The sequence below is a fragment of the Shimia fortis genome, assembly GCF_040225985.1.
Taxonomy (GTDB): Bacteria; Pseudomonadota; Alphaproteobacteria; order Rhodobacterales; family Rhodobacteraceae; genus Shimia.
Window position 1 is genome coordinate 177607 of record NZ_JBBPEU010000001.1, and the last position, 23278, is coordinate 200884.

Annotated in this window: 12 protein-coding genes and 1 pseudogene; 12 read left to right on the forward strand and 1 reads right to left on the reverse strand. The window is 56.6% G+C overall.

The window, feature by feature from the left end:
- Window positions 1-48 precede the first annotated feature (48 nt).
- From WNE31_RS00820 to WNE31_RS00865, 10 genes are all read left to right on the forward strand, one after another.
- Entirely contained in the window at window positions 49-6447 is a 6399-nt protein-coding gene (locus WNE31_RS00820) for an SDR family NAD(P)-dependent oxidoreductase (RefSeq protein WP_349977685.1), read from the forward strand.
- The gene (locus tag WNE31_RS00825; protein ID WP_349977686.1) at window positions 6444-7451 is read left to right on the forward strand and encodes a glycosyltransferase family 2 protein; all 1008 of its coding nucleotides are present in this window, start codon (window positions 6444-6446) and stop codon (window positions 7449-7451) included. The genes WNE31_RS00820 and WNE31_RS00825 overlap by 4 nt, the downstream gene beginning before the upstream one ends.
- A complete protein-coding gene (locus tag WNE31_RS00830) occupies window positions 7448-12088 on the forward strand; it encodes a MupA/Atu3671 family FMN-dependent luciferase-like monooxygenase (protein WP_349977687.1) in 4641 nt (1546 codons plus the stop codon). The genes WNE31_RS00825 and WNE31_RS00830 overlap by 4 nt, the downstream gene beginning before the upstream one ends.
- An 86-nt stretch (window positions 12089-12174) precedes the next feature.
- Entirely contained in the window at window positions 12175-12780 is a 606-nt protein-coding gene (locus WNE31_RS00835; protein ID WP_349977688.1) for a 4'-phosphopantetheinyl transferase family protein, read from the forward strand.
- A 65-nt stretch (window positions 12781-12845) separates the two neighbouring features.
- Window positions 12846-14123, forward strand: a complete 1278-nt coding sequence (locus WNE31_RS00840; protein WP_349977689.1) for a Wzz/FepE/Etk N-terminal domain-containing protein — start codon at window positions 12846-12848, stop codon at window positions 14121-14123.
- Between the two features lie 483 nt (window positions 14124-14606).
- Window positions 14607-15275 (forward strand): sugar transferase, encoded by a 669-nt coding sequence (locus WNE31_RS00845; RefSeq protein WP_349977690.1) that lies wholly within the window; start codon window positions 14607-14609, stop codon window positions 15273-15275.
- A 433-nt stretch (window positions 15276-15708) separates the two neighbouring features.
- On the forward strand, window positions 15709-16800 hold the full coding sequence (locus WNE31_RS00850; RefSeq protein WP_349977691.1) for a hypothetical protein: 1092 nt from the start codon (window positions 15709-15711) through the stop codon (window positions 16798-16800).
- Window positions 16801-16912: 112 nt separating this feature from the next.
- Window positions 16913-18910, forward strand: coding sequence for an acyltransferase family protein (locus WNE31_RS00855; RefSeq protein WP_349978239.1), 1998 nt, complete (start codon window positions 16913-16915; stop codon window positions 18908-18910).
- Window positions 18903-20492 carry a GMC family oxidoreductase gene (locus WNE31_RS00860; protein WP_349977692.1) on the forward strand — a complete coding sequence of 530 codons (1590 nt, stop codon included), beginning with the start codon at window positions 18903-18905 and terminating at the stop codon, window positions 20490-20492. Before WNE31_RS00855 ends, WNE31_RS00860 begins: the two co-directional genes overlap by 8 nt.
- Window positions 20485-21255: an SDR family NAD(P)-dependent oxidoreductase gene (locus WNE31_RS00865; protein WP_349977693.1), complete on the forward strand. Its 771-nt coding sequence runs from the start codon at window positions 20485-20487 to the stop codon at window positions 21253-21255. Before WNE31_RS00860 ends, WNE31_RS00865 begins: the two co-directional genes overlap by 8 nt.
- Window positions 21256-21264: 9 nt before the next feature.
- Here the strand turns inward: WNE31_RS00865 and WNE31_RS00870 are convergent, their stop codons facing one another.
- Window positions 21265-22023: a WecB/TagA/CpsF family glycosyltransferase gene (locus WNE31_RS00870; RefSeq protein ID WP_349977694.1), complete on the reverse strand. Its 759-nt coding sequence runs from the start codon at window positions 22021-22023 to the stop codon at window positions 21265-21267.
- Window positions 22024-22157: 134 nt separating this feature from the next.
- Here WNE31_RS00870 and WNE31_RS00875 point away from each other — a divergent pair.
- Both WNE31_RS00875 and WNE31_RS00880 read left to right on the forward strand, forming a co-directional pair.
- Window positions 22158-22496: pseudogene (locus WNE31_RS00875) on the forward strand (Gfo/Idh/MocA family protein); the annotation flags it as partial.
- Between the two features lie 51 nt (window positions 22497-22547).
- Entirely contained in the window at window positions 22548-23276 is a 729-nt protein-coding gene (locus tag WNE31_RS00880) for a Gfo/Idh/MocA family protein (RefSeq protein ID WP_349978240.1), read from the forward strand.
- Window positions 23277-23278: the final 2 nt, after the last annotated feature.

Here is a 23278-nt window from a genome sequence, read left to right on the forward strand (position 1 = left end):
ATTTTTGCTAATTCCACCGGAATTGGCTTTTCCGTTTTGAGGCAATCCATGGCTGACTCTGATCAGGTTTCGACCGAAGACGACATTGCAATCGTGGGGATGGCCGCCCATTTGCCGGGCGCTGCCGATATCGATACATATTGGCAAAACCTGCGCAACGGGATCGAGTCCATTCGCCGCCTCAGCGAGAGTGAGCTGTTGGACGCGGGCGAATTGCCTTCGAAGATACGCCACAAGAACTATGTGCCGGCGGCTGCGGTTCTTGATAATTTTGAAAAGTTCGATGCCGACTTCTTCGGGCTCAGCCCCAAGGAAGCCGCCATCATGGACCCACAACACCGCCAGTTTCTCGAGGTCAGCTGGGAGGCGCTTGAAAACGCGGCGCATCCTCCGGAAAGTTTTAACGGTCCAATCGGCGTGTTCGCGGGCTGCGGGATGGGCAGCTATTTCTATTTCAATATTTGCTCGAACCCGGAGCTGGTGCGCGATACCGGAATGTTCTTGTTGCGGCATACCGGCAACGACAAAGATTTCCTAAGCACGCGCCTGTCTCATATCCTTGATCTGAAAGGCCCGTCTTTGGGTCTGCAAACGGCCTGTTCCACATCTCTGGTGGCGGTGCACTACGCCGCGCAATCCCTGCTGAATGGTGAATGTGACATGGCCATTGCGGGGGGAGTCACGATCGAACTGCCACACAGGCGCGGATATGTGTTCGAAGAAGGAGAAATTCTATCGCCAGATGGCCACTGTCATGCCTTTGACCATCGCGCGCAAGGCACGGTCTTCGGAAGCGGTGCGGGCGCTGTTGTCCTGCGCAGGCTGTCAGATGCCATCGCAGACGGAGACCATATCTGGGCCGTCATCAAAGGGTCGAATGTCAACAATGACGGGTCGGCCAAGGCCGGATACCTTGCCCCGAGCGTCGACGGACAGGCGGAGGCCATAGCCAACGCCCACGCGCTGGCTGGTATTCCGGCGGATACTATCGACTATGTCGAGTGCCACGGCACAGGCACCTATCTGGGCGATCCGATCGAAGTTACTGCCCTGACCGAAGCGTTCCGAGAAACAACCGACGATATCGGGTATTGTCGTATTGGGTCAGTCAAAACGAATATTGGCCATCTGGATACGGCGGCTGGGGCCGCAAGCCTTATCAAAACGGCCCTGTCGTTGCATCACAAAGAGATGCCGCCGTCCTTGGGGTACGAAAAGCCAAATCCGGCGATTGATTTTGAAACCAGCCCGTTCAGAGTCAATGACACATTGACCGAATGGACCAGCGCGAAGGGGCCGCGACGGGCGGGGGTGAACTCGCTCGGGGTTGGCGGCACCAACGCGCATGTGGTTCTGGAAGAGGCCCCTATACGCCCGCCTTCGCAAGAGGCAGACTGGCCCTTCCTGCCAATCGTTCTCTCGGCAAAGAGCTCAAAGGCATTGGATGCCAACACGGCCAACCTTGCCGCCCACCTGCGCGCCAACCCGGACCAACCGTTCGCAGATGTTGCTTTCACTCTCAAGGAAGGTCGCCGCGCCTTCGAGAAACGCCGCGCTGTTATTGCCGAAAGCAATGAAGAAGCTGCACAACTTCTTGAAGCGGGTGATCCCCGGCGGGTGTTCACCCACAGCGCGGATCTGGACGATCCCGAACTGGTCTTCATGTTTCCCGGCGGCGGGGCACAATATGTGGGCATGGCGCGCGACCTATATGAAACCGAACCGGTTTTCATGGAGTGGATGGACCGTGGTTTCACTTATTTAGAGGCGAAAACCGAGGACAATCTCAAATCTTTGTGGCTGTCCGAAGGTGCGGCCGCAGAACAGGCGCGTAAAACGCTTGCGCGGCCCTCCGCACAGTTACCGCTCATCATGATTGTCGAATATGCATTGGCGCAACTTTGGATCAGCTGGGGGGTCACACCGAATGCCCTTATCGGCCACTCTATGGGGGAAAATACCGCCGCCGCGATTGCGGGTGTGATGAGCTTTGAGGATTGCCTCGGGTTGGTTCTCTTGCGTGGCCAGCTTTTTGATACGGTCGCTCCAGGCGGTATGCTCAGTGTTCCGATGTCGCTTGCCGAGGTCACGCCCTATCTTGATGAACGCCACGACATCGCATCGGTGAACGCACCTGCATTGACCGTGATTTCTGGCCCGGATGAAGCTTTGATCGAACTGGCCGAAAAACTCTCGGCGGGCGAGATCGAGACCCAGCGCATCAATATCAATATTGCGGCACATTCCGCAATGTTAGAGCCTATTCTTGAGGGCTTTCGTTCCTATCTGACGCAAATCGACCTGCATGCCCCAGAGATTGACATTATATCCAATCGAACCGGCGCCGTTCTTCTTTCAGAAGAGGCAACCGATCCGGATTACTGGGTGGCGCACCTGCGCAATACGGTTCTGTTTTCAGATGGAATTGGGGCCCTCTCTCAAAACAGGAACCGCATCTATCTCGAAGTTGGTCCCGGCAAAGCCCTGAGCTCGCTCACGCGGATGAGCGGCCAGATACCTTCCGACAAAATCCTGTCGAGTTTGCGGCACCCCGACGAAGATCTGCCCGATGACCTGTATTTCCTGCAAGTTCTGGCACAGCTTTGGGCCTGCGGGGTCGATGCGGATTGGGAACAGATCTGGGGGGACACACCTCGTCAGCGTGTCGTGTTGCCGACCTATGCCTTTCAGAAGTCGCCCTTTTTCATAGAACCCGGTACACAACAGCAGAGTCTGCCCGAGGCTGACCTTGTCCGCGAAGCGGACCGTGGTGAGTGGAGCTACGTACCCAGTTGGACCCCGCAATACGCGGCCTGCGCCATCGACGTTGTAAAAGAGCTTGAACAAGCTGAAAAACACAGTTGGCTGGTTTTCGATGATGATCAGAAAACAGGCTCTAACATTGCCAATACCCTTCGAGAAGCAGGCCATCATGCCACCATTGTCGAGGCCGGCGATAAATACGGAAAGATCCGGGAAGATCACTATGTGATTGCGCCAGAACGGGGACGCGAAGGCTATGACGCCCTGATACGCGATCTCATGAGCAACGGACGGGCACCGGACCGCGTGCTGCATATGTGGCTGTTCACGGACAAAGAAAGCTTCAGGCCCGGAAGCAGTTTCTTCCATCGCAATCAGGAACAGGGTCTGTTCAGCCTGTTTTTACTAGCTCAGGCCATGACCGACGAGAGCCTGCCACTGCCGATTCACGTCACCGTTTTGACTTCTGGGGCGGTTCAGTTGCGCGACGAGGCCTTGCCCTATCCCGAAAAAGCAACCGTTCTTGGCGCCGTTCAGGTCATTCCACGCGAAATGCCTGGATTGACCTGTAGCCTCGTTGATGTGGCACCGGAGGATGTTTCAACAGAGTCGCTTCTGGAAGAAATTCTTTCACCGCCTGCCAACGCCATCATTGCCTACCGGGGTCCGAAACGGTTTGTCCGAGGATATCGTAAACAAACCCTGACCGCAAAGCCCCCTGCCTGGAAAGACGACGCTACCTATCTGATTACAGGCGGGTTCGGGGGCATTGGCATCACTTTGGCCGAACGGATGGTACGACAGGCAAAGGCCAATGTTGTTCTGATGGGGCGCAGCGCGCTTCCTCCAAGAGAGGACTGGCCCCGGTATCTACAAAGCCGCGGCCCGAATGACCGCATCGCCCAGAGAATTCGGGCTGTCGAACGTTTGGAAAGCCTCGGCGGGACGGTGCTTTGCGTTGATGGCGATGTCTGCAACCTCGACGATATGCAGCGCGTTGCGGAAGAAATCCGCGAACGGTTTGGAAAAGTGGATGGGGTCATTCATGCCGCTGGCGTGATCGACGATGCTCCGTTTCTGACGAAGACATCTGCGGGACTTGATGACGTGCTGGCGCCTAAACTACACGGAACCGAGGTTCTCGAGGCCGTTTTTCCGGACGGGACCCTTGATTGGCTCGCGCTGTTTTCGTCCTCGAGCACGGCAACGGCGCCCGCAGGACAAATTGACTATGTCGCCGCGAATGCCTTTCTGAATGCTTACGCCCAGTCCAGATCGGGCGACAAAACACGCGTTGTCGCGATCAACTGGGGTATTTGGGCAGATGTCGGCATGGCAGCAGATGCCGTGTCGGCCTTTTCGGGCCCCAATGAACCAGTCCCTCTGACCCCCATCGACGCGCCCCTTCTAGACGGCGCGGGGTTTGACGAAAACGACAATCGGATATTCCAATCTGACCTATCCTGCGAATCTCGTTGGGTTCTTTCGGAACACCGCACCAAAGAAGGAAAAGCAGTTTTCCCAGGGACAGGGTATCTCGAACTCGCGGCAGAGGCCTGGCGCGCGCAAGGCGAAACCGGTCCCTTCGAGATTCGCGATTTGACGTTCCTGCGAGCGCTGGCTGTCGAAGATGGTTCGAACGTCAAGATGCGGGTCCGGCTGATCCGATCGGACGAGGGATACAAGTTTGAGGTTAAGAGCAAATGCCGCTTTGAGGGGCAGGACGCATATCAGTTGCACGCCGAAGCGCGGCTTGTGCCGCTGCATGGGAAAGCAAGCCCTGCCATCGACCCTCCTGATGCTCTCAAAATTGATCCGACAGCAGCATCCGTGACGTCTCCACAGGAAGTTCATCTCAATTTTGGGGCGCGATGGAAAGTCTTGCGGTCCATGCAGACCAAAGGCGCCACAGGTGTCGCACATCTCTCGCTTGGGGCGGCGTACGAAACAGAGTTGGGTGAGAACGGGTTTGCCCTGCACCCAGGTCTTCTCGATCTTGCAACGGGCTGGGCGATGAACCTAATTCCCGGGTATCACGCGGCGCACCTTTGGGTACCTGTGTCCTATGCGCAAGTCGACGTTTGGAAACCTTTACCCGCATCATTGATCAGCCATGTGCGGCTGGTGTCAGGCGACGCCGCCAGTGGCGTAGCCAGCTTTGACGTCGACCTCACAGATGAAAACGGCAGCCTTTGTATCTCAGTCTCTGGTTTGACAATCAAGAAGGTCGCGACTTCGGTTGGGTTCGCTGCGGCCCCGCCTCTGCGTCGGAACGAGGTGGAAATCACCTCGAACAGAAATGACAGACCCACGTCGGCCGCGGAAGAGCGTCTGGCCTATAACATGTCTCAGGGTATCCCACCGGAGGATGGGGCACAGCTATTCGAAGCTGGGCTGGCCTCGGGCCTGTCGCAAGTGCTCTTTTCGTCTTTGGATCTTCATACCTTGATGGAACAGGCCGCCACCCAATCCGGCGCGACCGAGAGCGTGAACGCAGGTTTCGAACGCCCAGAGCTGGAAACCGATTTTGTCGAGCCATCAAATGATATCGAGCGCACGCTTGCCGGGTTCTGGCAAGACCTACTCGGGGTTTCCAAGGTCGGCGTGGAAGACAACTTTTTCGATCTTGGCGGGCATTCCCTGATCGCTGTGCGCCTGTTTGCGATGGTGAAAAAGACCTATCGTATCGAATTCCCGATCTCGGTGTTGTTCGAAGCGCCCACGATTTCCAAGTGTGCAGCTCTGATTGAAGAACAGGTCGGCCCGCAAGAAGGCACAGATGATATTGCTACGCCGGGCCAGACCAAAGAACCGGCACGACGGTTCACCCATCTTGTCCCGATGCATAGCGGCGAAGGTGGGCCGCGAACGCCCTTCTTCCTTGTCGCAGGGATGTTCGGCAATGTGCTCAACCTGCGCCACCTTGCGCACCTTATCGGTGCCGACCGTCCGTTCTATGGGCTCCAGGCTCGCGGTCTTTATGGCGATGCAGCGCCACATGACGACCTGCGCGAGGCCGCGGCGGATTACATCGCAGAAATGCGGCATGTACAGCCCCACGGCCCGTATCTTTTGGGGGGCTTTTCAGGGGGCGGTATAACGGCCTATGAAATCGCCCATCAACTCGAGGCCGCTGGCGAAGAGATCGGCCTTGTGATCCTTCTGGATACTCCGCTGCCCGTCCGTCGCGCATTGAGTTTCGAAGACCGCTTGAAAATACAGATGCAAGAATTGCGGTCCGGTGGTCTCGCCTATCCGGCAAAGTGGGTGCAGAACCGCATTCGCTGGGAAATGGAAAAACGCCGTCCCGTCGAAAATACGTCAGAGACCGACACCTCGGACACGCAGTTCCACAATGCCGAGATCGAAGCCGCGTTCCTGCGTGCGGTGGCACGCTATCCCATGCGTCCCTGGGATGGCCGCATGGCTTTGTTCCGCCCGCCATTGTCGGGGAAATGGGATCTGGGCGATGGTAAACTGGTGGATCATCAGCGCGCCTATGTCTTCCATGACAATGACTGGGGGCAATATGTCAACGACCTCGAAGTGATCGAGGTTCCCGGCGATCACGACTCCATGGTGCTTGAACCGAATGTCCGTGTCTTGGCGACCCGCATGAAACGCATCATTGAATCCGCAGAACGCGAGATTAAGCGCCAGATTGCCAAAGAGGCTGCGGAATGACGCGATCTGTGACCCTTCTCGTGGTGGTCCTGAACTACCGCACGCCGGATATGACGGCCGATGCCGTAGATGCGGCGCTGAAAGAGATGGAAGAGTTACGCGGGCACCTTATCTTGGTCGACAATGACTCGGGCGACGGGTCTTTCGAACGGCTGCAAAGGGCCTCGCAGAAGCGCGGCTGGGGCGACAGGGTGACTTTGGTCGAGTCCGGCCACAATGGCGGTTTTGGGGCCGGGAACAATTTTGGCATCCGCACCGGCCTGAAACTGGTTTCACCCGATTATGTATATATCCTGAACTCGGATGCATTTCCCGACAAAGGCGCGATCTGTCGCCTTGTCGACGTCATGGAAGCGCGCCCCGAGGTGGGCATTGCAGGGAGCTATATTCACGGGCCGGACGGTGCTCCCCATATCACGGCGTTCCGTTTTCCGACGATCAAGGGCGAATTTGAAGGTGCCGCGCGCGTTGGCCCAGTCAGCCGCGTTCTCGATCGGCATGTCGTGCCATTGCCACTGCCGAAAGAAACCTGCGAAGTGGATTGGCTGGCCGGGGCCAGCATGATCATCCGGCCAGAGCTTCTTGAAGTCATTGGCCTGTTTGACGAAAGGTTCTTCCTGTATTTCGAGGAAACGGATTTGTGCTTGCGGGCGCGACGTGCCGGTTGGACGACGGTCTATGTCCGCGACAGCGAAGTAACCCATATCGGCTCGGTTTCCACGGGAATGAAAACGTGGAGCCGGATGCCAACCTATTGGTTCGACTCACGCCGGTATTACTTCACCATGAACCACGGAAAGTTTTACGCTGCTTTTGCAACGATGGCGCATTTCGCGGGGGGATGTCTCTGGCGTGTCTGGCGCGTTCTGACACGCAAAGACCGACGCGATCCTGATCGGTTTCTTCTGGATCTCATTGCACATGACCTGCGCTGGCGCGCCCCGAATGCGCGCGCCGCGCCGTCCTATTCACCCTTGCCACACACAAAGGGAGGTGTCTCATGACCACCCAACAGACCCAAACTGCGATCTTGATCGGCAACGAGTCACTGCTGGTCCAATGCGCCCAAATGTGGCGCGATGCAGGGCACCGGATCAAGGCCGTGGTGACGCGGTCAGACGAGATTTCACACTGGGCGACGCAGGCGGGAATAGAAGTTGTGTCCTCTGACACAGACCTTTCTGAGACTCTTTCTTCTCATGAATTTGACTGGCTTCTGAGCATTGCGAACCTCGACATGCTGGACCAGCGCGTTCTCGAGATGCCACGCCGCGGTGCTGTGAACTTTCACGATGGCCCCCTGCCTGCCTATGCCGGATTGAACGCACCTGTTTGGGCGCGGATCCACCGGGAAACCGAACATGGCATCACCTGGCATTTAATGACGGCGGGTGCCGACAAGGGCGGAATCCTTTTGCAGCGCAAGTTTGAAATCACGCCAACCGACACGGCATTGACGCTAAACACCAAGTGCTATGAAGCCGCAATTGAGAGTTTCCCCGAACTGATGGACATGCTCGTGCAGGATCCTGTGCGCACAAAGCCGCAGGACTTCTCCAGGCGCAGCTATTTTGGTCGCTCAAGCCGACCCGAAGCGGCAGCGCGACTGGACTTTCGCAAAGATGCCGAAGACCTTGTTGCACTGGTCAAGGCGCTGGACCATGGTGATTACTGGAACCCGCTATGTTGTCCCAAAATTGTTGCGGGCGGCAAAGTACTTTGTGTTGCCCGCGCCGATCTGGCGCCACCCTCGGCAGGACGCGGGTTACCGGGGGCCGTGCTGGCTTGTGACGACACAAGCCTGATCGTCGCTTGCGGGCGAGGCAGTATCGTTCTTGAAAAAATCACGGACAGTGCAGGGCGTGATATCTCGCCCCTGCGCCTTGTCTCTGTTGGCGCCACACTGCCGTCGCTCGAACGCGACAGCGCGCAGGAATTGACCAAGGCCACTGCCGGGGTTCTGAAAGATGAAACATATTGGAGAAAAGTTCTACCTGGCTTTCACGCGTCGCGATTGCCGCTGGTGACTGCTGCTGGCGATCTGCCGGATATTCGCAGGATAGAAATTGATGTCGCCGATGGGTTCACAGCAACGGAGATCGCGGCTATTGCCTCGGTCTGGGCGTTGCGCAGCGGTGTCCCTGCCCCGTGCGACATGGCATTTCATAAACCTGTTCCAGCCGCCAAAGGATACCTGAACCCGTGGGTGCCCTTGCGGGTTGAAGACGAACAGCACAGCTCGTTGAGTGAACTGCAAGAACGGGTTGGCAACACTTTAAAGACACTGGAAACGAAGGATACTTTTGCCTGCGACCTCGTCCTGCGTGATCCTAAGCTTAGCCCTCTGGAAACCCCGGATATCGCCCTTTGCTTTGAGGCTAACTCGGCCCATGTCGATGGTGCAGCCATTACGATCGCTGTCTCGGCAGATAAGGCCGTGTTCTTCTACGACGCTTCCAGAGTGCCCGCCTCTCATGCGGAACGTCTGGCAGAGCGGTTTGTTTGTCTTTCCGCTGCATGGAAGCGGGCGCCAGTGACTGACTTCGTCGGATCTTTGGACGCACTGCCACAGGGTGAGCGTGATGAACTGTTGCACCTCTGGAACGCGACGGACGTTGCCTACGACGCAAAGGCAGGCATTCATCATCAATTCGAGCAGCAGGTCGAGAAAACGCCCGAATCCGTTGCCCTGATATTCGAAAATCAGTCTCTAACATACCGGGAATTGAACGAGCGGGCGAACAAGGCAGCTCGAGTTCTGACGGATATGGGGGTGACGCCCGGCGCTTTGGTTGGGCTTTACTGTCGCCGGTCACTGGATCTGTTAATAGGCGCGCTAGCCATCCTCAAAGCTGGCGGGGCCTATGTGCCAATGGATCCGACATATCCCGAGGACAGGATTGCGCATTACATCAAAGACAGTGGCGCAGAGGTCATCGTTACGCAGACTGAACTATCAGAAACGCTGCCACAGAGCGATGCGGCGTTGCTGTTCATCGACAGCGATCTGAGAATTTCGGGTGCCGCAGTGTCAAACCTTGATCTGTCGCTGTCGGAAGACACGCTTGCGTATGTTATCTATACATCCGGTTCGACCGGCGTGCCCAAGGGCGTGATGGTATCGCACAAAAACGTGTCCAATTTCTTTGCTGGGATGGATGAACGGGTCGACCACGACCCGGCAGGCACGTGGCTTGCGGTGACCAGCTTGTCGTTTGATATTTCCGTACTTGAACTGTTCTACAGCCTGGCGCGGGGGTTCAAATTGGTGCTGAGCGGTGATGAAAGTCGCACCCAAATCTCGAACGGCCATGTCCCGACCAGCGACACAGGTATGGAGTTTTCCGTCTATTACTGGGGCAATGATGACGCCCCCGGACCCAAGAAGTATGAACTCCTGCTTGAGGGCGCCAAATTCGCCGACCAGCACGGGTTCTGTGCCGTCTGGACGCCAGAACGTCACTTCCATGCGTTTGGGGGCCCCTACCCCAACCCCTCTGTGACCGGGGCTGCAGTTGCCGCTGTGACCAAGAACATTGGGGTCCGCGCGGGTAGCTGTGTTTCGCCGCTACACCATACCGCGCGGCTTGCCGAAGAATGGGCGGTGATCGACAACCTGACAGCGGGGCGCGCAGGTTTGGCCATTGCGTCGGGGTGGCAACCGGATGATTTCGTTTTGCGTCCTGAAAACACCCCCCCGCGCAACCGCGATGCCATGTTCGAACAAATGGAAGAGCTTCGCGCATTGTGGCGGGGCGAACCGGTCGAATTTCCCCGTCAGGATGGGTCGATGCACGCGGTTGTGACCCAGCCGCGACCGGTCTCGAAAGAGATCGAACTCTGGGTCACCACAGCGGGCAATCCCGAAACCTGGAAACAGGCTGGACGGGCGGGCGCCCACATACTGACCCATCTCCTAGGGCAAAGCATCGACGAAGTGGCAGAAAAAATTAGTCTCTATCACGCCGAATTACGCGCATCCGGCTTTGATCCAGAAAACTTCAAGGTCACGCTGATGCTGCACACGTTCCTTGCCGATGACAGGGAACATGCACGCGAAATCGCACGCGAACCCATGAAAAACTATCTTCGCAGCGCGGCTGGGCTGATCAAACAATACGCTTGGGCGTTCCCGGCTTTCAAACGGCCGGATGGTGTGAATTCGGCGTTTGATCTGGATCTCGGCATTCTGTCAGAAGACGAACTCGAAAGCATTCTCGATTTTGCCTTCCTGCGGTATTTTGAAGACTCAGGTTTGTTTGGCACGGTTCAGGACGCATTGGATCGGGTTGAACAACTCAAGAAAATCGGTGTCAGCGAAGTGGCGTGCCTCATTGACTATGGCATTGACAAAGACAACGTCCTGCAAAGCCTCGCCCTCGTTGCAGAGGTGCTGAAACGCTCAAATACCGCTGGGGTTCTGGCCGAAGATGATTTCTCGATTGCGGCACAAATCCTGCGCCACAAGGTGACCCATCTGCAGTGCACCCCCAGTATGGCGCGCATGTTGACCATGAATGACGAGGCCCGTTTTGCGCTTGGCCAGCTTGACCACCTGATGATCGGAGGTGAGGCTTTGCCTGGTGCGCTGGTGGCCGAGTTGAGCGAACTGACCCGTGCAAAAATTCTAAATATGTATGGGCCGACAGAGACCACGATCTGGTCGACCACGGCCGAGGCATTGCCGTCCGATGGCGTGGTTAGCATTGGCAAACCGATTGCGAACACGCAGATCTATGTGCTTGATGAAAACTGGGCTCCGACGCCGGTCGGGGTTCCGGGGGAAATGTATATTGGTGGCGATGGTGTCACCCCCGGTTATTGGCAACGCCCAGAAATGACCGAAGACCGATTTGTGGCCGATACCATTAATGGTACGACGGGGCGTTTGTACCGGACAGGGGATCTCGTGCGCTGGCAGCCCGACGGGACACTGGACTTCCTCGGTCGGGCAGACCATCAGGTCAAACTGCGCGGGTACAGGATTGAACTGGGCGAAATCGAATCTCTGCTCGAAGCTGACTCTGGGATCGCGCAGGCGGTCGTCATGGCGCGCGAAGACACGCCCGGCGACACGCGCCTTGTTGCCTACTTGCGTGGGCCAGCAGCCAATGACACAGACCGCTTACGGGCCGTTCTGAAAGAGGCGTTGCCGGATTTCATGGTCCCTTCGCATTTTGTGACCGTGCAGGACTTCCCCCTGACACCCAACAAAAAGGTGGACCGGAAAGCTCTGCCCGCACCATCGGAAAAGGGAAGCAAACCTGCCGGCCGCGCTGTCGCGAAACAACCGGCCACCGAAACAGCGACACGCATTTCTGAAATCTGGTGCCGGGTTTTGGGGCTATCCGAGGTGTCGTCAGGCGACAACTTCTTTGACCTTGGCGGCCATTCTCTCTTGGCGGTGCAGGCCCACCGCGAAATCCGGCAAGACCTGGATGTGCCCAAGCTTGGCATTACCGACATTTTCCGGTTCCCGATTCTTTCGGATCTGGCTCAAAAAGTCGATGAACTGGGTGGCGGGGCGCTGCCCGCTCCCAACATGGAAAAAGATACCTCTCCGGATGAGCGCGCCACGGAAAGATCCGAGGCGATGGCAAAGCGGCGGGCTATGCGTAGCCGACGAAGGGTGCGCGCTTGATGCCAGGTGCATTGGCCTCTGCCCTTGGGCACATTCTTCCCGAGGGCATTGGCGTTGGAGACTGCGAAATTGGCGATCCCCGCGCCTTGCTGTTTAACGAAGAGCGCGCCTATATGGGCACCGCTCTGCCGCGTCGGGTGGCGGAGTTTACTGCTGGCCGGCACGCGGCACGGCAGGCAATGCGCGCTCTCGGCGAAGCCCCGCGATCTGTTCAAATGTACGCTGACAGATCTCCGAAGTGGCCGCCCGGCATTGTCGGAAGCATTTCCCATGATGCGCAAAAATGCGTTGCGGTGGTAGGGCGTTCGCAAAACTGGCAATCACTCGGGATCGACATCGAACCTGACATTCCGCTTGATGCAGATCTGGTCCCAGAAATCTGCACCACGCGCGAACAAGACTGGCTCGCCCAACAGCCTGAAAGTGACCGTTTGCGGCTTGCCAGATTGATTTTCTGTGCAAAAGAGTGCGCCTACAAATGCCAATATCCCATCACGCGCGCCTTGTTTGGCTTTGACGCTTTGGAAGTCGCGATTGGTGTGTCTGCATTCACGGCCACTTTCACCGAACAGATTGGTCCCTTTGCTGCCGGCGACGTTTTGACCGGTGGCTTTACATTTATTGACGGAAAGATGATTTCCTTCATGGCCAAGTCTGCGGTAGAGGTCACATCCCAAGGGATTTCCACGTAAACGCCTTACCTTCGACAAGAAACGCAGGCATCACGCGCACTAAAGACCTAGGAATCGATTGAGCAGTGAACCAGTCATTGGGTGAAATTCTAAGTACACTTCGGCGACGGATTGTGAGTTGGAGCATTATTGTCGGCCTCGGAACGCTGGCTGCGTTGGCCTATGTCATGTCCAAGCCGAACATGTACGAATCCTCTGCCGTGATTCAGATCGAGCAGGCCTCGGTCAAGGACACAGGCACCACTGTCGGAAACGCGGCGGCCATTCAAACGCTGCAAATCATCGAACAGCGCGTGATGGCGCGGGATAATCTGATTGCGATCATTGAAAAGTACGGACTTTTTTCCAACGCACCTGACATGACAATGTCCGAGAAGGTGTTCCAGTTGCGCCTTGCTGCCCGCGTCGTGCAGATTGCCGACCCGAGTATGCAATGGCGGCAGGATCTTAGCCCAACCGCGCTGAACGTGATGGTGAAATGGGATGATCCCGAGCTGGCCGCAGCGATTGCCAACGAGTTGGTCAACAACGTTCTGGTCCAGACCGAACAGCGCCGTCGTGCGCGTGCCGAAGAGTCACTGGCGTTTTACGACAGCGAAGAACGGCGTGTCGGCGAGGCGATCATCGTACTGGAAGAACAACTGGCCGCTTACAAACGCCAGAACTCATCGTCTTTGCCAGGCGCGCTTGAGGAACAACGCCAACGGCTGGCCGACGTGCGCGCTATCGAGCTCGAACTCGATAGTGAAATCATTGGGCTGCGAAGTGGTGACCAGACCTCGTCTTCGTCGATCCAGGCCAATCGCATCCGACGTTTGGAAGAGCAGAAAAACCTTTACAGAGCCGAGGCTGAGGAACTGTCCGACGCCATCGCCCGCGCGCCAGAAGTCGAACAGACGTTGAATACAATGCAGCTTGAGCTTCAGAAGCTGACAGATCAATACCTTGCCATCTCGGCCGGTCGCGCCGAGGCAGAGATGGAGCATATGCTCGAAGCCAGTCAAAAGGGCGACAAGTTCGAGGTTCTGGAAAAGGCACTCGTGCCGGAGCAGCCGCTTTCAGCCAACCGCAAGCGCAACTTGGCGCTTGGGATGATCGCAAGTGCCGCGATTGCCACCGGCCTTGTTCTGCTGCTCGAGGCGCGCAGCCCTGTTATCTGGAACGACGCACAGCTCACCCGCAAAACCGGATTGAGTGCCGTGGTCACCTTCCCCCAAATCGAGACATCATCAGCGCGTCGGAAACGGCTCGCGAAAGAGATTTTGACACTGTTGTTCTTAGGCGTTGTCTTTGCAGGCGCGGCTTTTGTGGTTGTGCAGCTCATGGGCCGTGCTTCTGGCTGATGGCAACAACCGTGGCAAGTAGCGCTGCAGTTTTCCCATGGGGACAATCCGTCAGTTTTAAAGATATGAATTGATTCGGGGTGGTTTCACGATCGGAAACAGTACCAGGAATGCAGCACAATAGTCACCAAAGTGCAGACAGACGTTGAGGAAATAAGGCAACAATTGGGCAATTCAAAATAAATTTTTGGATCAAATTTTCTGAAATCTTAAATTTTTTCAAACACTTACAAAAAAACACAACCCTGGGGCTACTAGACAAAAAGTTGAATATGTCTTTTTCTTGCCTTTATCGGACAGAGGTAAGGGAGCGCTTCGGGAAGCCGGAGTTAGTCCACTGGGGGACTCTGACACCTGCCGGTACCGCATAGGGCAAAATAAACATGGGGAAAACACCGTCTGTTTTCCCTGTAATGATTGCTTTGTCCTCTCACTATTTGGATTTGGGTGGGGGCCTAAAGCCAGATTTAAGGTAGAATGCAGATGACGATGTATTCAGAAGAGGGTTTCAAAGCGGGCTATGCCGCCGTCGGCGAACCCAAGAGCGCGTACCGCGACTTCATCAAACGTCCGTTTGACATCCTGTTCGTCATTTTGATCGCCATCCCGGTTCTGACCATCGTTACCGGGTTGTCTGCGATCATCTTCCTGAAGGATCGGCGTAACCCGTTTTATCTGCAAAAACGCGTCGGCCTTGAGGGGCGTGTTTTCAAAATGGTGAAATTGCGCACCATGGTGCCGAACGCCGATCAGCTGTTGAACAGCTATCTCGAGTCGAACCCCGAAGCCAAAGAAGAGTGGGACCATCACCAGAAGCTGCGTCATGATCCGCGCATCACGCCGTTTGGGCGTTTTCTGCGGCGCAGTTCTCTGGATGAATTGCCGCAATTCTGGAACGTTTTTGTGGGCGAAATGTCGGTTGTTGGGCCACGTCCTATGATGGTGGATCAGGTCGACCTGTATCCCGGCAAAGACTACTTTGGCGTGCGCCCGGGGATCACGGGTTTCTGGCAGACGTCCGAGCGGAACGTCACCAGCTTTGCCGAGCGCGCGCATTACGACACGCTATACGACCGGAACCTGACCTTTGGTACAGATATCAAGGTCATCGCCCGGACGGTGAGTGTGGTCTTCAGTGGCACCGGTGTGTAACGACAGGTCCTGACAGCGCGATCCCGAAGGTTTATCGTGGGGCTAATCTGCGACACGAGGACGGCACCCACACATGCCCAATTCATTTGCCTATCTTGTTCTGGGCCTCGCACCTGTCGCGATATGGGTTTTGTTCAGGCGTCTTCCTGCCGGGAAGGCGGTTGTCTGGTCGCTGGTCGGAGCGTATCTTTTGCTCCCCCCTTATCCCGTTGCATTTGATCCGCCATTGATGCCGGCACTGAACAAGGCGACACTTCCAAATCTTGCCGTTTTGGTGGCTTGGGTCGCGACAACAAAATCCCGCGTATTTCTTCTTCCGAGGTCGCGGATCGCAACGGTTTTAATTCTAGTCTTTATCCTATCGCCGCTTCCCACGGTCTTCACCAATTCAGAGCCCCTGATTTTTGCCCAAACCGCCATTCGCGGACTTGGCTTGAGCGATGCCGTGGGTCTGATGCTGACGCAATTCATGACCATTGCTGGTTTTCTTGTCGCACGAAACGTCCTGACCACCGCCGAGTCTCAGAAGGATATTTTACGCATCTTTGTCATTGCTGGGCTGGTGTTCACAATCCCGGTTCTGGTTGAGGTGCGGCTCAGCCCGCAGCTCAATACTTGGGTTTATGGCTTCTTCCAGCATTTGTTCTCGCAAGCCATGCGCGGCGGCGGCTTTCGTCCGATGGTGTTCCTTGAACACGGGATCTGGGTTGCCTTCTTTGTTATGATGACAACGATGTTTGCGTTCGCTCTGTTCAAGGGCGAGACATCCGCAGCCAAAGCCAGATATCTTCTGGCGGGGCTTTACCTGCTGGTCGTGCTGACCCTTTGCAAGACACTGGCCCCCCTGATTTATGCCGGCCTTGTGGGGGCGCTGATCCTGTTTGCTTCGCACAGATTGCAAACACATGTTGCGGCGCTGTTGGCTGTGCTGGCCCTGGCTTATCCGCTCATGAAAGGGGCACATATCGTCCCCGAAAGGTTCATGCTGGAACAGGCTGCCAAGGTCAGCGCCGAACGGGCTCAGTCCCTCGCATTCCGGTTCGAAAATGAAAACGGCCTTTTGCAACGTGCCGAACTCAAACCCGTATTCGGCTGGGGATCATGGGGGCGCAACCAAGAGCGAGACGCCTTTACAGGCGAAATCGAGTCCGTGACGGACGGCCGGTGGATCATTGCCCTCGGCATGTATGGATGGGTCGGCTTCCTTGCTGAGTTCGGATTGTTATCGTTACCGATTTTCATGATTTGGCGGCAACAAGTGCGTCCGCGCGCCAACAAAGTGGACAGGCGACACAACACCTCGTCGCGATGGACACAGTTCGAGATTTCCCCTTACGCTGGCGCGATTGCGCTAGTTCTTGCAATCAACCTTGTTGACCTGCTTCCCAATGCCACACTGACGCCCCTAACGTGGCTTTTGGCGGGCGCATTGCTGGGACACGCAGAACAGATGACGCGTTGGCGAAAAGAAGAGCAGAAAGCCACCGACAGCCAGCCGAGCCCACGCAAACGAACCTACATGTAAGTCTTGGAGTGATCACAATACTGAACCCCTTTCGCCCAAAAGTTTGCGTATCCCCAAGCTTAGTTTCAAAGTGTTTCAATAACAGCCACGCAAACCAAACGTGACCCAACCAGTGCCAAAGCCAGCCGCGCCTCTCGCGCATCGAGCAGAAATAGACGGATTGCGCAGCATCGCGGTGATGGCCGTTGTGCTGTATCACTTCGACGTTGCAGGCGTGGGCGGCGGTTTTGTTGGCGTAGATATTTTCTTTGTTATCTCGGGCTTTCTGATCGGTTCCATCCTCTGGCGGGAACTGGAAATAGAGGGGCAGATCTCGCTATCCCGCTTCTATCTGCGACGTATCCGACGCCTGGCCCCTGCCTATTTTGTCATGGTCTTTGCCGCGCTGCTGGTTGGGTGGTTTGCACTCCTGCCTTTCGACTTTCGCGAACTCGGCAAAGGCGCTATTGCCGCGACGGTGTATCTTTCGAATGTCCTTTTCTATCGGCAGGCCGGATATTTCGATGGATCGGCAGAAGAAAAGCTGCTGCTGCACACCTGGTCCCTTTCGGTGGAAGAGCAGTTTTATCTGTTTCTACCCCTTGCACTTTTGCTGTTCGCCCGTTGGAAACACACAATCCTGCCTGCGCTCTGGGGGTTGTTCGCAACATCGCTGATCGCGTCCCTGTACCTGACCTACACGCACCAACCCGCCGCCTTTTATCTTTTCCCCTTCCGTGCGTGGGAGCTTTTGGCGGGTGTCCTATTGTCCATTGTCGGGCACCAACAGAAGCTGTCTTGGAAGTTAAGCTCTTGGGTTTCGTGGGCTGGGTTGGGGCTGGTTGTCGGGTCCATACTGCTGAGTCGGCCCGACTACGGGTTTCCCGGTTGGCAGGCCATCGTACCTGTGTTGGGCACCGTGCTCTTGATCCTTGGTGGACAGGGAAATAATCCCGTCAACCGCGCCTTGTCGACCAAGGCACCTGTGTTCATCGGGCTGATCTCCTATTCGCTGTACCTCTGGCATTGGCCGGTCATGGTGTTTGCCACCTACATCTGGGGGCCGCCGGATTCTTTACCGGCAAAGGTATTCTGGATCGCAGTGTCCATGGGGCTTGCCGCCCTGTGCTGGCGCTTTGTGGAACAACCTGTGCGCAGGTCTGCAAACATCAGCCCGCGCACTGTGTTTAGCGTGGCCGCAGGCACCTCGGCGCTAGTCCTGCTTCTGGGTGCTGTGGTTTTCAAAGCGGATGGCCTGCCTGATCGTTTTTCCCCTGAGACACGCATTCATATCGATGCCTCTGCCGACTTCATCCAGGATTGGAGCCGCTGCCACATTCCGGCAACCGGACGGTTTCAGGGGATTGAGGTCTGCCCGATCGGCCCAGACGGTCCACAACACCTTCTGATCTGGGGCGACTCGCATCTGCGCGCCTATATGGATGGTCTGGCGCAGCTAGCTGATGAGCAACAAACCCCTGCACTCATCCTCTGGAGGGCCGGCTGCCCACCATTCTTCGGGGCATCCAAGACCGAACGCGCCGCTACAGCCGCTCAGGATCAAGAGTGTGAAACTGCAAATCGCAGGATTGAAAGCGACATCTCCGAATGGAGCAATCTTGCTGCTGTCCTTTTGGTCGGACGTTGGGCCTACTACGCTACCGGCCAAGGCTACGGGATAGACGCCCATAACACGATTGAAGTCTCCCCCGGTTTTTCGGCCCTCGCGTCCCGCACGGTCGAAACGCTGAACGATACCCGTGTGAACGTCTTTGTCGCCCAACAGGTGCCCGAATTGGCCAACTATGACTCTCGCCGTGTTGCCCGCGATCTTGCTTATGGCAGGCTGTCGCCAGAACAGGCCGCCGAGGCTGCACGCATATCGAAGGATGCGGTTATGCTCCGTCAGGCATCTGTAAGGGCGGTTTGGGATACGCTATCTGCGCAAGGCGCAATTCAGAGAATCGACACATGGCCCAACATGTGTGACGGGGCAAACTGCTTTGCCATACACGGTCAGGTGGGGCAGTATTTTGACAACAACCACCTGACAAATGCCGCCGCACAGCGACTGCGCGCCTTGTTCCTGCCTGCCTTTGAAGCCGCCCGAAAAGGGGAAACCCATGACTGAAACGCCCACTGACCAAATCTGGGACGTGATCGTCATCGGAACTGGTATGGGCGGCGGTCCGTTGGGGCGCTGGCTGGCAGAAAAAGGATGGTCGGTACTCTATCTGGAACGCGGACCACAGGGTCACCCGGCTGCAAGGCATGACCTCAATTACGAGATGGGAGACCCCGTCGCACGTCACGTGCGCGGGTATTGGCCCACCCCGATACAAGCGACCATAAACGGTAAGAGTTTTTCATTTTTTGCGCCAATCGGGTCTGGCGTCGGTGGCTCTTCGACCTTCTATGCGGGGGCGTTAGAGCGCCCCGAACCTCATGATCTCGACCATAGCGAAGCCCGCCCGCACCCAACCGGGGGTTGGCCTGTGTCCTATGCCGAGATGCAACCGTGGTTTTCTGCCGCGGAAAGCATGTTCAAGGTGAATGGCACCCCAGACCCGCTTGGTGAAAGCGACGGAACCCTCGATCCGCCCAGCCCCCCACGCCGGGACGAGGCGGCGTTGATGCAGAAACTGGCCGCAAACGGGTTGCACCCCTATCAGGGCCATCTCTGTTTCCATCGGGATGAGGACTGCCCAACCTGCAAAGAAACACGCTGTCCCAAACACCCCAAGATGGATGGCCGAACCGCAGGGGTAGACCCGGCGTTGGCCACAGGCCGTGCGGAAGTTCAAGTCAACACAGCCGTGCGCAAGTTCATCGGGGATACGGATCATGTCTCACGCGTCGAAATCGAAACACCTGACGGCGTCGAAACACTCAGCGCCCGATATTTTGTTCTGGCAGCAGGTGCCCTCGCCTCGCCCTCTCTGTTGCTTCGGTCGCAATCTGAAGACTGGCCGGAAGGCTGCGGCAACTCAAGCGGCCTTGTCGGCCGAAACCTGATGTTCCACATGAACGAAATGTTCGCACTCTGGCCCCCACGGTCGGCGCGTACAGAGGGTCCGACCAAGGCGATCGCTCTGAGGGACCTGTATTTCAAGGACGGTCAACGGCTGGGATTGATACAGGCCATGGGGATCGAGGCACGATATGGCGAAATCGTGCATTTCCTGAACTTGGCGTTCGATCGGTCGCCCCTGCGCAAACTAACCTGGCTGCGACAGTTTACCCGCATTCCCGCACTGATCGCTTCCAAACTCTTTGGCAGCGCCGCCGTTTTCGTGGGCATCCTCGAGGACCTGCCCTACCCCGAGAACCGGGTGATCGTGAACAGTGACCGCCCAGACCAATTGGCGTTCCAATACGACATTGCCCCCGAGCTTCTGAAACGTCGCAAAACCTTCCGGTCCGAAATTCGAAAGACTTTGCGCGGCATGCGATGGGTCTTTCTAAACCACGGACCCGAGTTGAACTATGGCCATGCCTGCGGGACCCTGAGATTCGGCTCTGATCCAGCCGAAAGCGTGCTTGATCCAAACTGCAAGGTACACGATCTGGACAATTTGTATGTGACGGATGCGAGCTTCATGCCCACGTCATGCGGCACGAATCCTAGCCTCACCATCGCCGCCAATGCACTGCGTGTGGCCGACCATATCCATAAGACCCTCAGCCGTCAGAAGGATTGCAAAAATGATTGATCCACGCCACGACATCGCCTTGGTGACGGGCGCCGGCTCCGGTCTGGGGCAGGCGCTTGCGCTGGAGTTGGTGCAAAAAGGCCTAAGTGTGATCGGCTTTGGGCGACGGGACTCGGCGCTGCAAGACACGATGTCCAAGGCGCAGAGCGATCGGTTTGTGCCGATGGTCGTGGATGTGGCAGATTCGAAAGCTGTCGAACAAGCGTTTCAATCCATTGAACAGACATTGGGCCACGTCACCCTTTTGATCAACAACGCCGGGATTTATCCCCGTCGCGATATTTTCGACGAAACCGGCGCAAGCTTCATGGAAGTTGTCGGTACAAATCTTGGAGGCACTGTCTCGTGCACAATCTCGGCACTTTTATATATGGGTGAAACCGGGTTTGGTCGTATCATCAACGTTTCGAGTTTTGCAGACATGGCCCCGCTTCCCGCCAGTTCGGCTTATGCCGTGTCAAAAGGGGCAGGTCGCATCTTCGGCGCGGCACTTCACGCCGATCTACACGACAGGTTCCCCGAAATCATCGTGAACACTTGGATGCCGGGCATGCTGGCAACTGATATGGGGATACAAGACGGGCTTGATCCGGCAATCGCTGCCAAATGGGGTGTTGGTCTGGCGCTTTGGCATGACCCGTCCCTGAACGGCGCCATCTTTGAAATGAATCGCGAGGTGCCAGCGCCTCGTGGCCTGAAACGAAAAATCAAGGACTTGATTTTGTTGCGGCGCCCGCCCAAACCGCGTGTTGTAGAAGTATAAAAACAGACTCTATCTTGGCTGCTTTCGCTGTTTGATCGCATCTGCCGTGAGTCCCGGAAGGATCACAAAACAACGCGCATAGCGGGCCGAAAGGCGTTTTGGGTTTTGAAGCATCCGCCAGAACCATTCCATCGCCATCGCTCTTACCCAAGCAGGCGCGCGCTTCTGACTCCCCGCCAGAAAATCCAGGCCCGCGCCGATAGACACAAACCCCACATCCGGCGTGACCGTGCGCCCACGCGCGGCTAGGATCTCTTGTTTCGGCGCCCCGAGCGCCAGAAAACACAACTTCGCGCCGGCGTTTTCAGCCTCTCTCAGAACGGTGTTTGCGGCCGCGCTATCGGGGTCAAACCCCATGGGTGGCGCAATACAACACGCGATGTCCAGCATTGGGACCTCGGCTTTCATGGCCTCGGCTGCCCGTTCCAAAGCGTCGTCCGTTGTACCGATCAACCCAACCGGCACCCCCAACCTTGCGGCGACCTTCGCCAGCGGCAGAACGAGGTCAGACCCCGGCAGCAATTCCAGCGGCTGATCTGCCAGTTGGGACATCCAGACAACCGGATTTCCATCCGCAACAACCAAATCCTGCAAGAGATAGGCCCGCGCGAAATCTGCATCATCTTTAAGTTTTACCAGATGGTCGAGGTTGATTGTGGCAAGGGCAAACCCTTCGCGTTTTTCTAGTTTTTCCGCAACCTTCAGCAAAAGCGTTGCCTCATCGGGCACATTGACTGCAATGCGGCCTGCAACCGATGGGAAATCCACTCTGCAACTCCTGTTCTCGAACGGGTTGTCCTACTTATGTCACATCATCCCATCGTCGACTACAACCGTCTGGTTTGACAACGCTCCAAGTGGTTAAATCGCGGGACATAAACCGAATTCTTTCGAGAGAGCCTATGAAATCAGTCGCAATAATCGGATGTGGTTTCGTTGCCGACCTCTACATGCGCTCATTCGCTGAATATCCCGATGTGTCTGTGATCCATTGTCATGACCGGGATGCCGAACGTCTCAGCGCCTTTTGCGATCATTGGCAACTAACTGGTCACCCCTCGATGGACGGTTTTTTTGCGTCCCTGCCCGACGGATGCCTTATTTTGAACCTGACGAACCCTGCGTCTCATTTCGACGTCAGTATGGCCAGCCTCAATGCGGGTTATCCGGTGTATTCGGAAAAGCCACTCGCAATGGAAATGGATCAGGCCCTAACCCTTGCCAAAACAGCCGAGGAAAGAGGGCTAATGTTAGGGTCGGCACCCTGTTCCTTTCTAGGGGAAGCGTCTCAAATGCTGGGCAAAGCCATGCGGGACGGGATCGCAGGACAGGTGCGCCTCATCTATGCCGAGTTGGATGACGGGTTCATTTCACAGGCCCCATATCAAGACTGGCAAAGTGAATCCGGCGCCAAGTGGCCTGCCGAGGATGAATTCCGGGTCGGATGCACGCTAGAACATGCGGGCTACTACCTCACTTGGCTTATTGGGCATCTCGGCAGCGTTCGGCGCGTCGTGGCAGCCAGTGCAGAAGTTTTGCCCGACAAGGGGTCCGGGGGTACGCCGGACGTTTCTATTGCAACCCTGTTTTTTGAATGCGGGGTGGTCGCGCGGCTAACCTGTTCCATTGTTGCGCCCCACGACCACCAAATCCGGGTCATCGGGGACAAGGGCGTTCTTAGGGTGGGCCGCGCCTGGGACAACGCCGCGCCGGTGAAATTTCACAGGCGTTTGCGCGTACGCAGGCGCCTTCTGGAACATCCTCTGGGGCGTCGGATCCGCCCGCCTGCCAAAACCCACCCCAAGGTTGAGCGTTGGGGGGCCGCTTCGATGAATTTTGCACTGGGCCCGGTCGAAATGCTGTCCGCGATGGCCGACGACCGGCCTTCACGGATGTCCACGGACCTTGCTTTGCATGTCAACGAAGTAACTCTCGCGATCCAGAATGCCAGTGATGATAGCGGATCCGTTGCCATGCAAACCCGATGCGTCCCGATCGAGCCGATGCCATGGGCAAAATAGAG

Excerpts from the sequence above, each read along its gene's own strand:
- WNE31_RS00820 (WP_349977685.1), top strand. The coding sequence starts at position 49 with ATGGCTGACTCTGATCAGGTTTCGACCGAAGACGACATTGCAATCGTG.
- WNE31_RS00825 (WP_349977686.1), top strand. The coding sequence starts at position 6,444 with ATGACGCGATCTGTGACCCTTCTCGTGGTGGTCCTGAACTACCGCACG.
- WNE31_RS00830 (WP_349977687.1), top strand. The coding sequence starts at position 7,448 with ATGACCACCCAACAGACCCAAACTGCGATCTTGATCGGCAACGAGTCA.
- WNE31_RS00845 (WP_349977690.1), top strand. The coding sequence starts at position 14,607 with ATGACGATGTATTCAGAAGAGGGTTTCAAAGCGGGCTATGCCGCCGTC.
- WNE31_RS00860 (WP_349977692.1), top strand. The coding sequence starts at position 18,903 with ATGACTGAAACGCCCACTGACCAAATCTGGGACGTGATCGTCATCGGA.
- WNE31_RS00865 (WP_349977693.1), top strand. The coding sequence starts at position 20,485 with ATGATTGATCCACGCCACGACATCGCCTTGGTGACGGGCGCCGGCTCC.
- WNE31_RS00880 (WP_349978240.1), top strand. The coding sequence starts at position 22,548 with ATGCTGGGCAAAGCCATGCGGGACGGGATCGCAGGACAGGTGCGCCTC.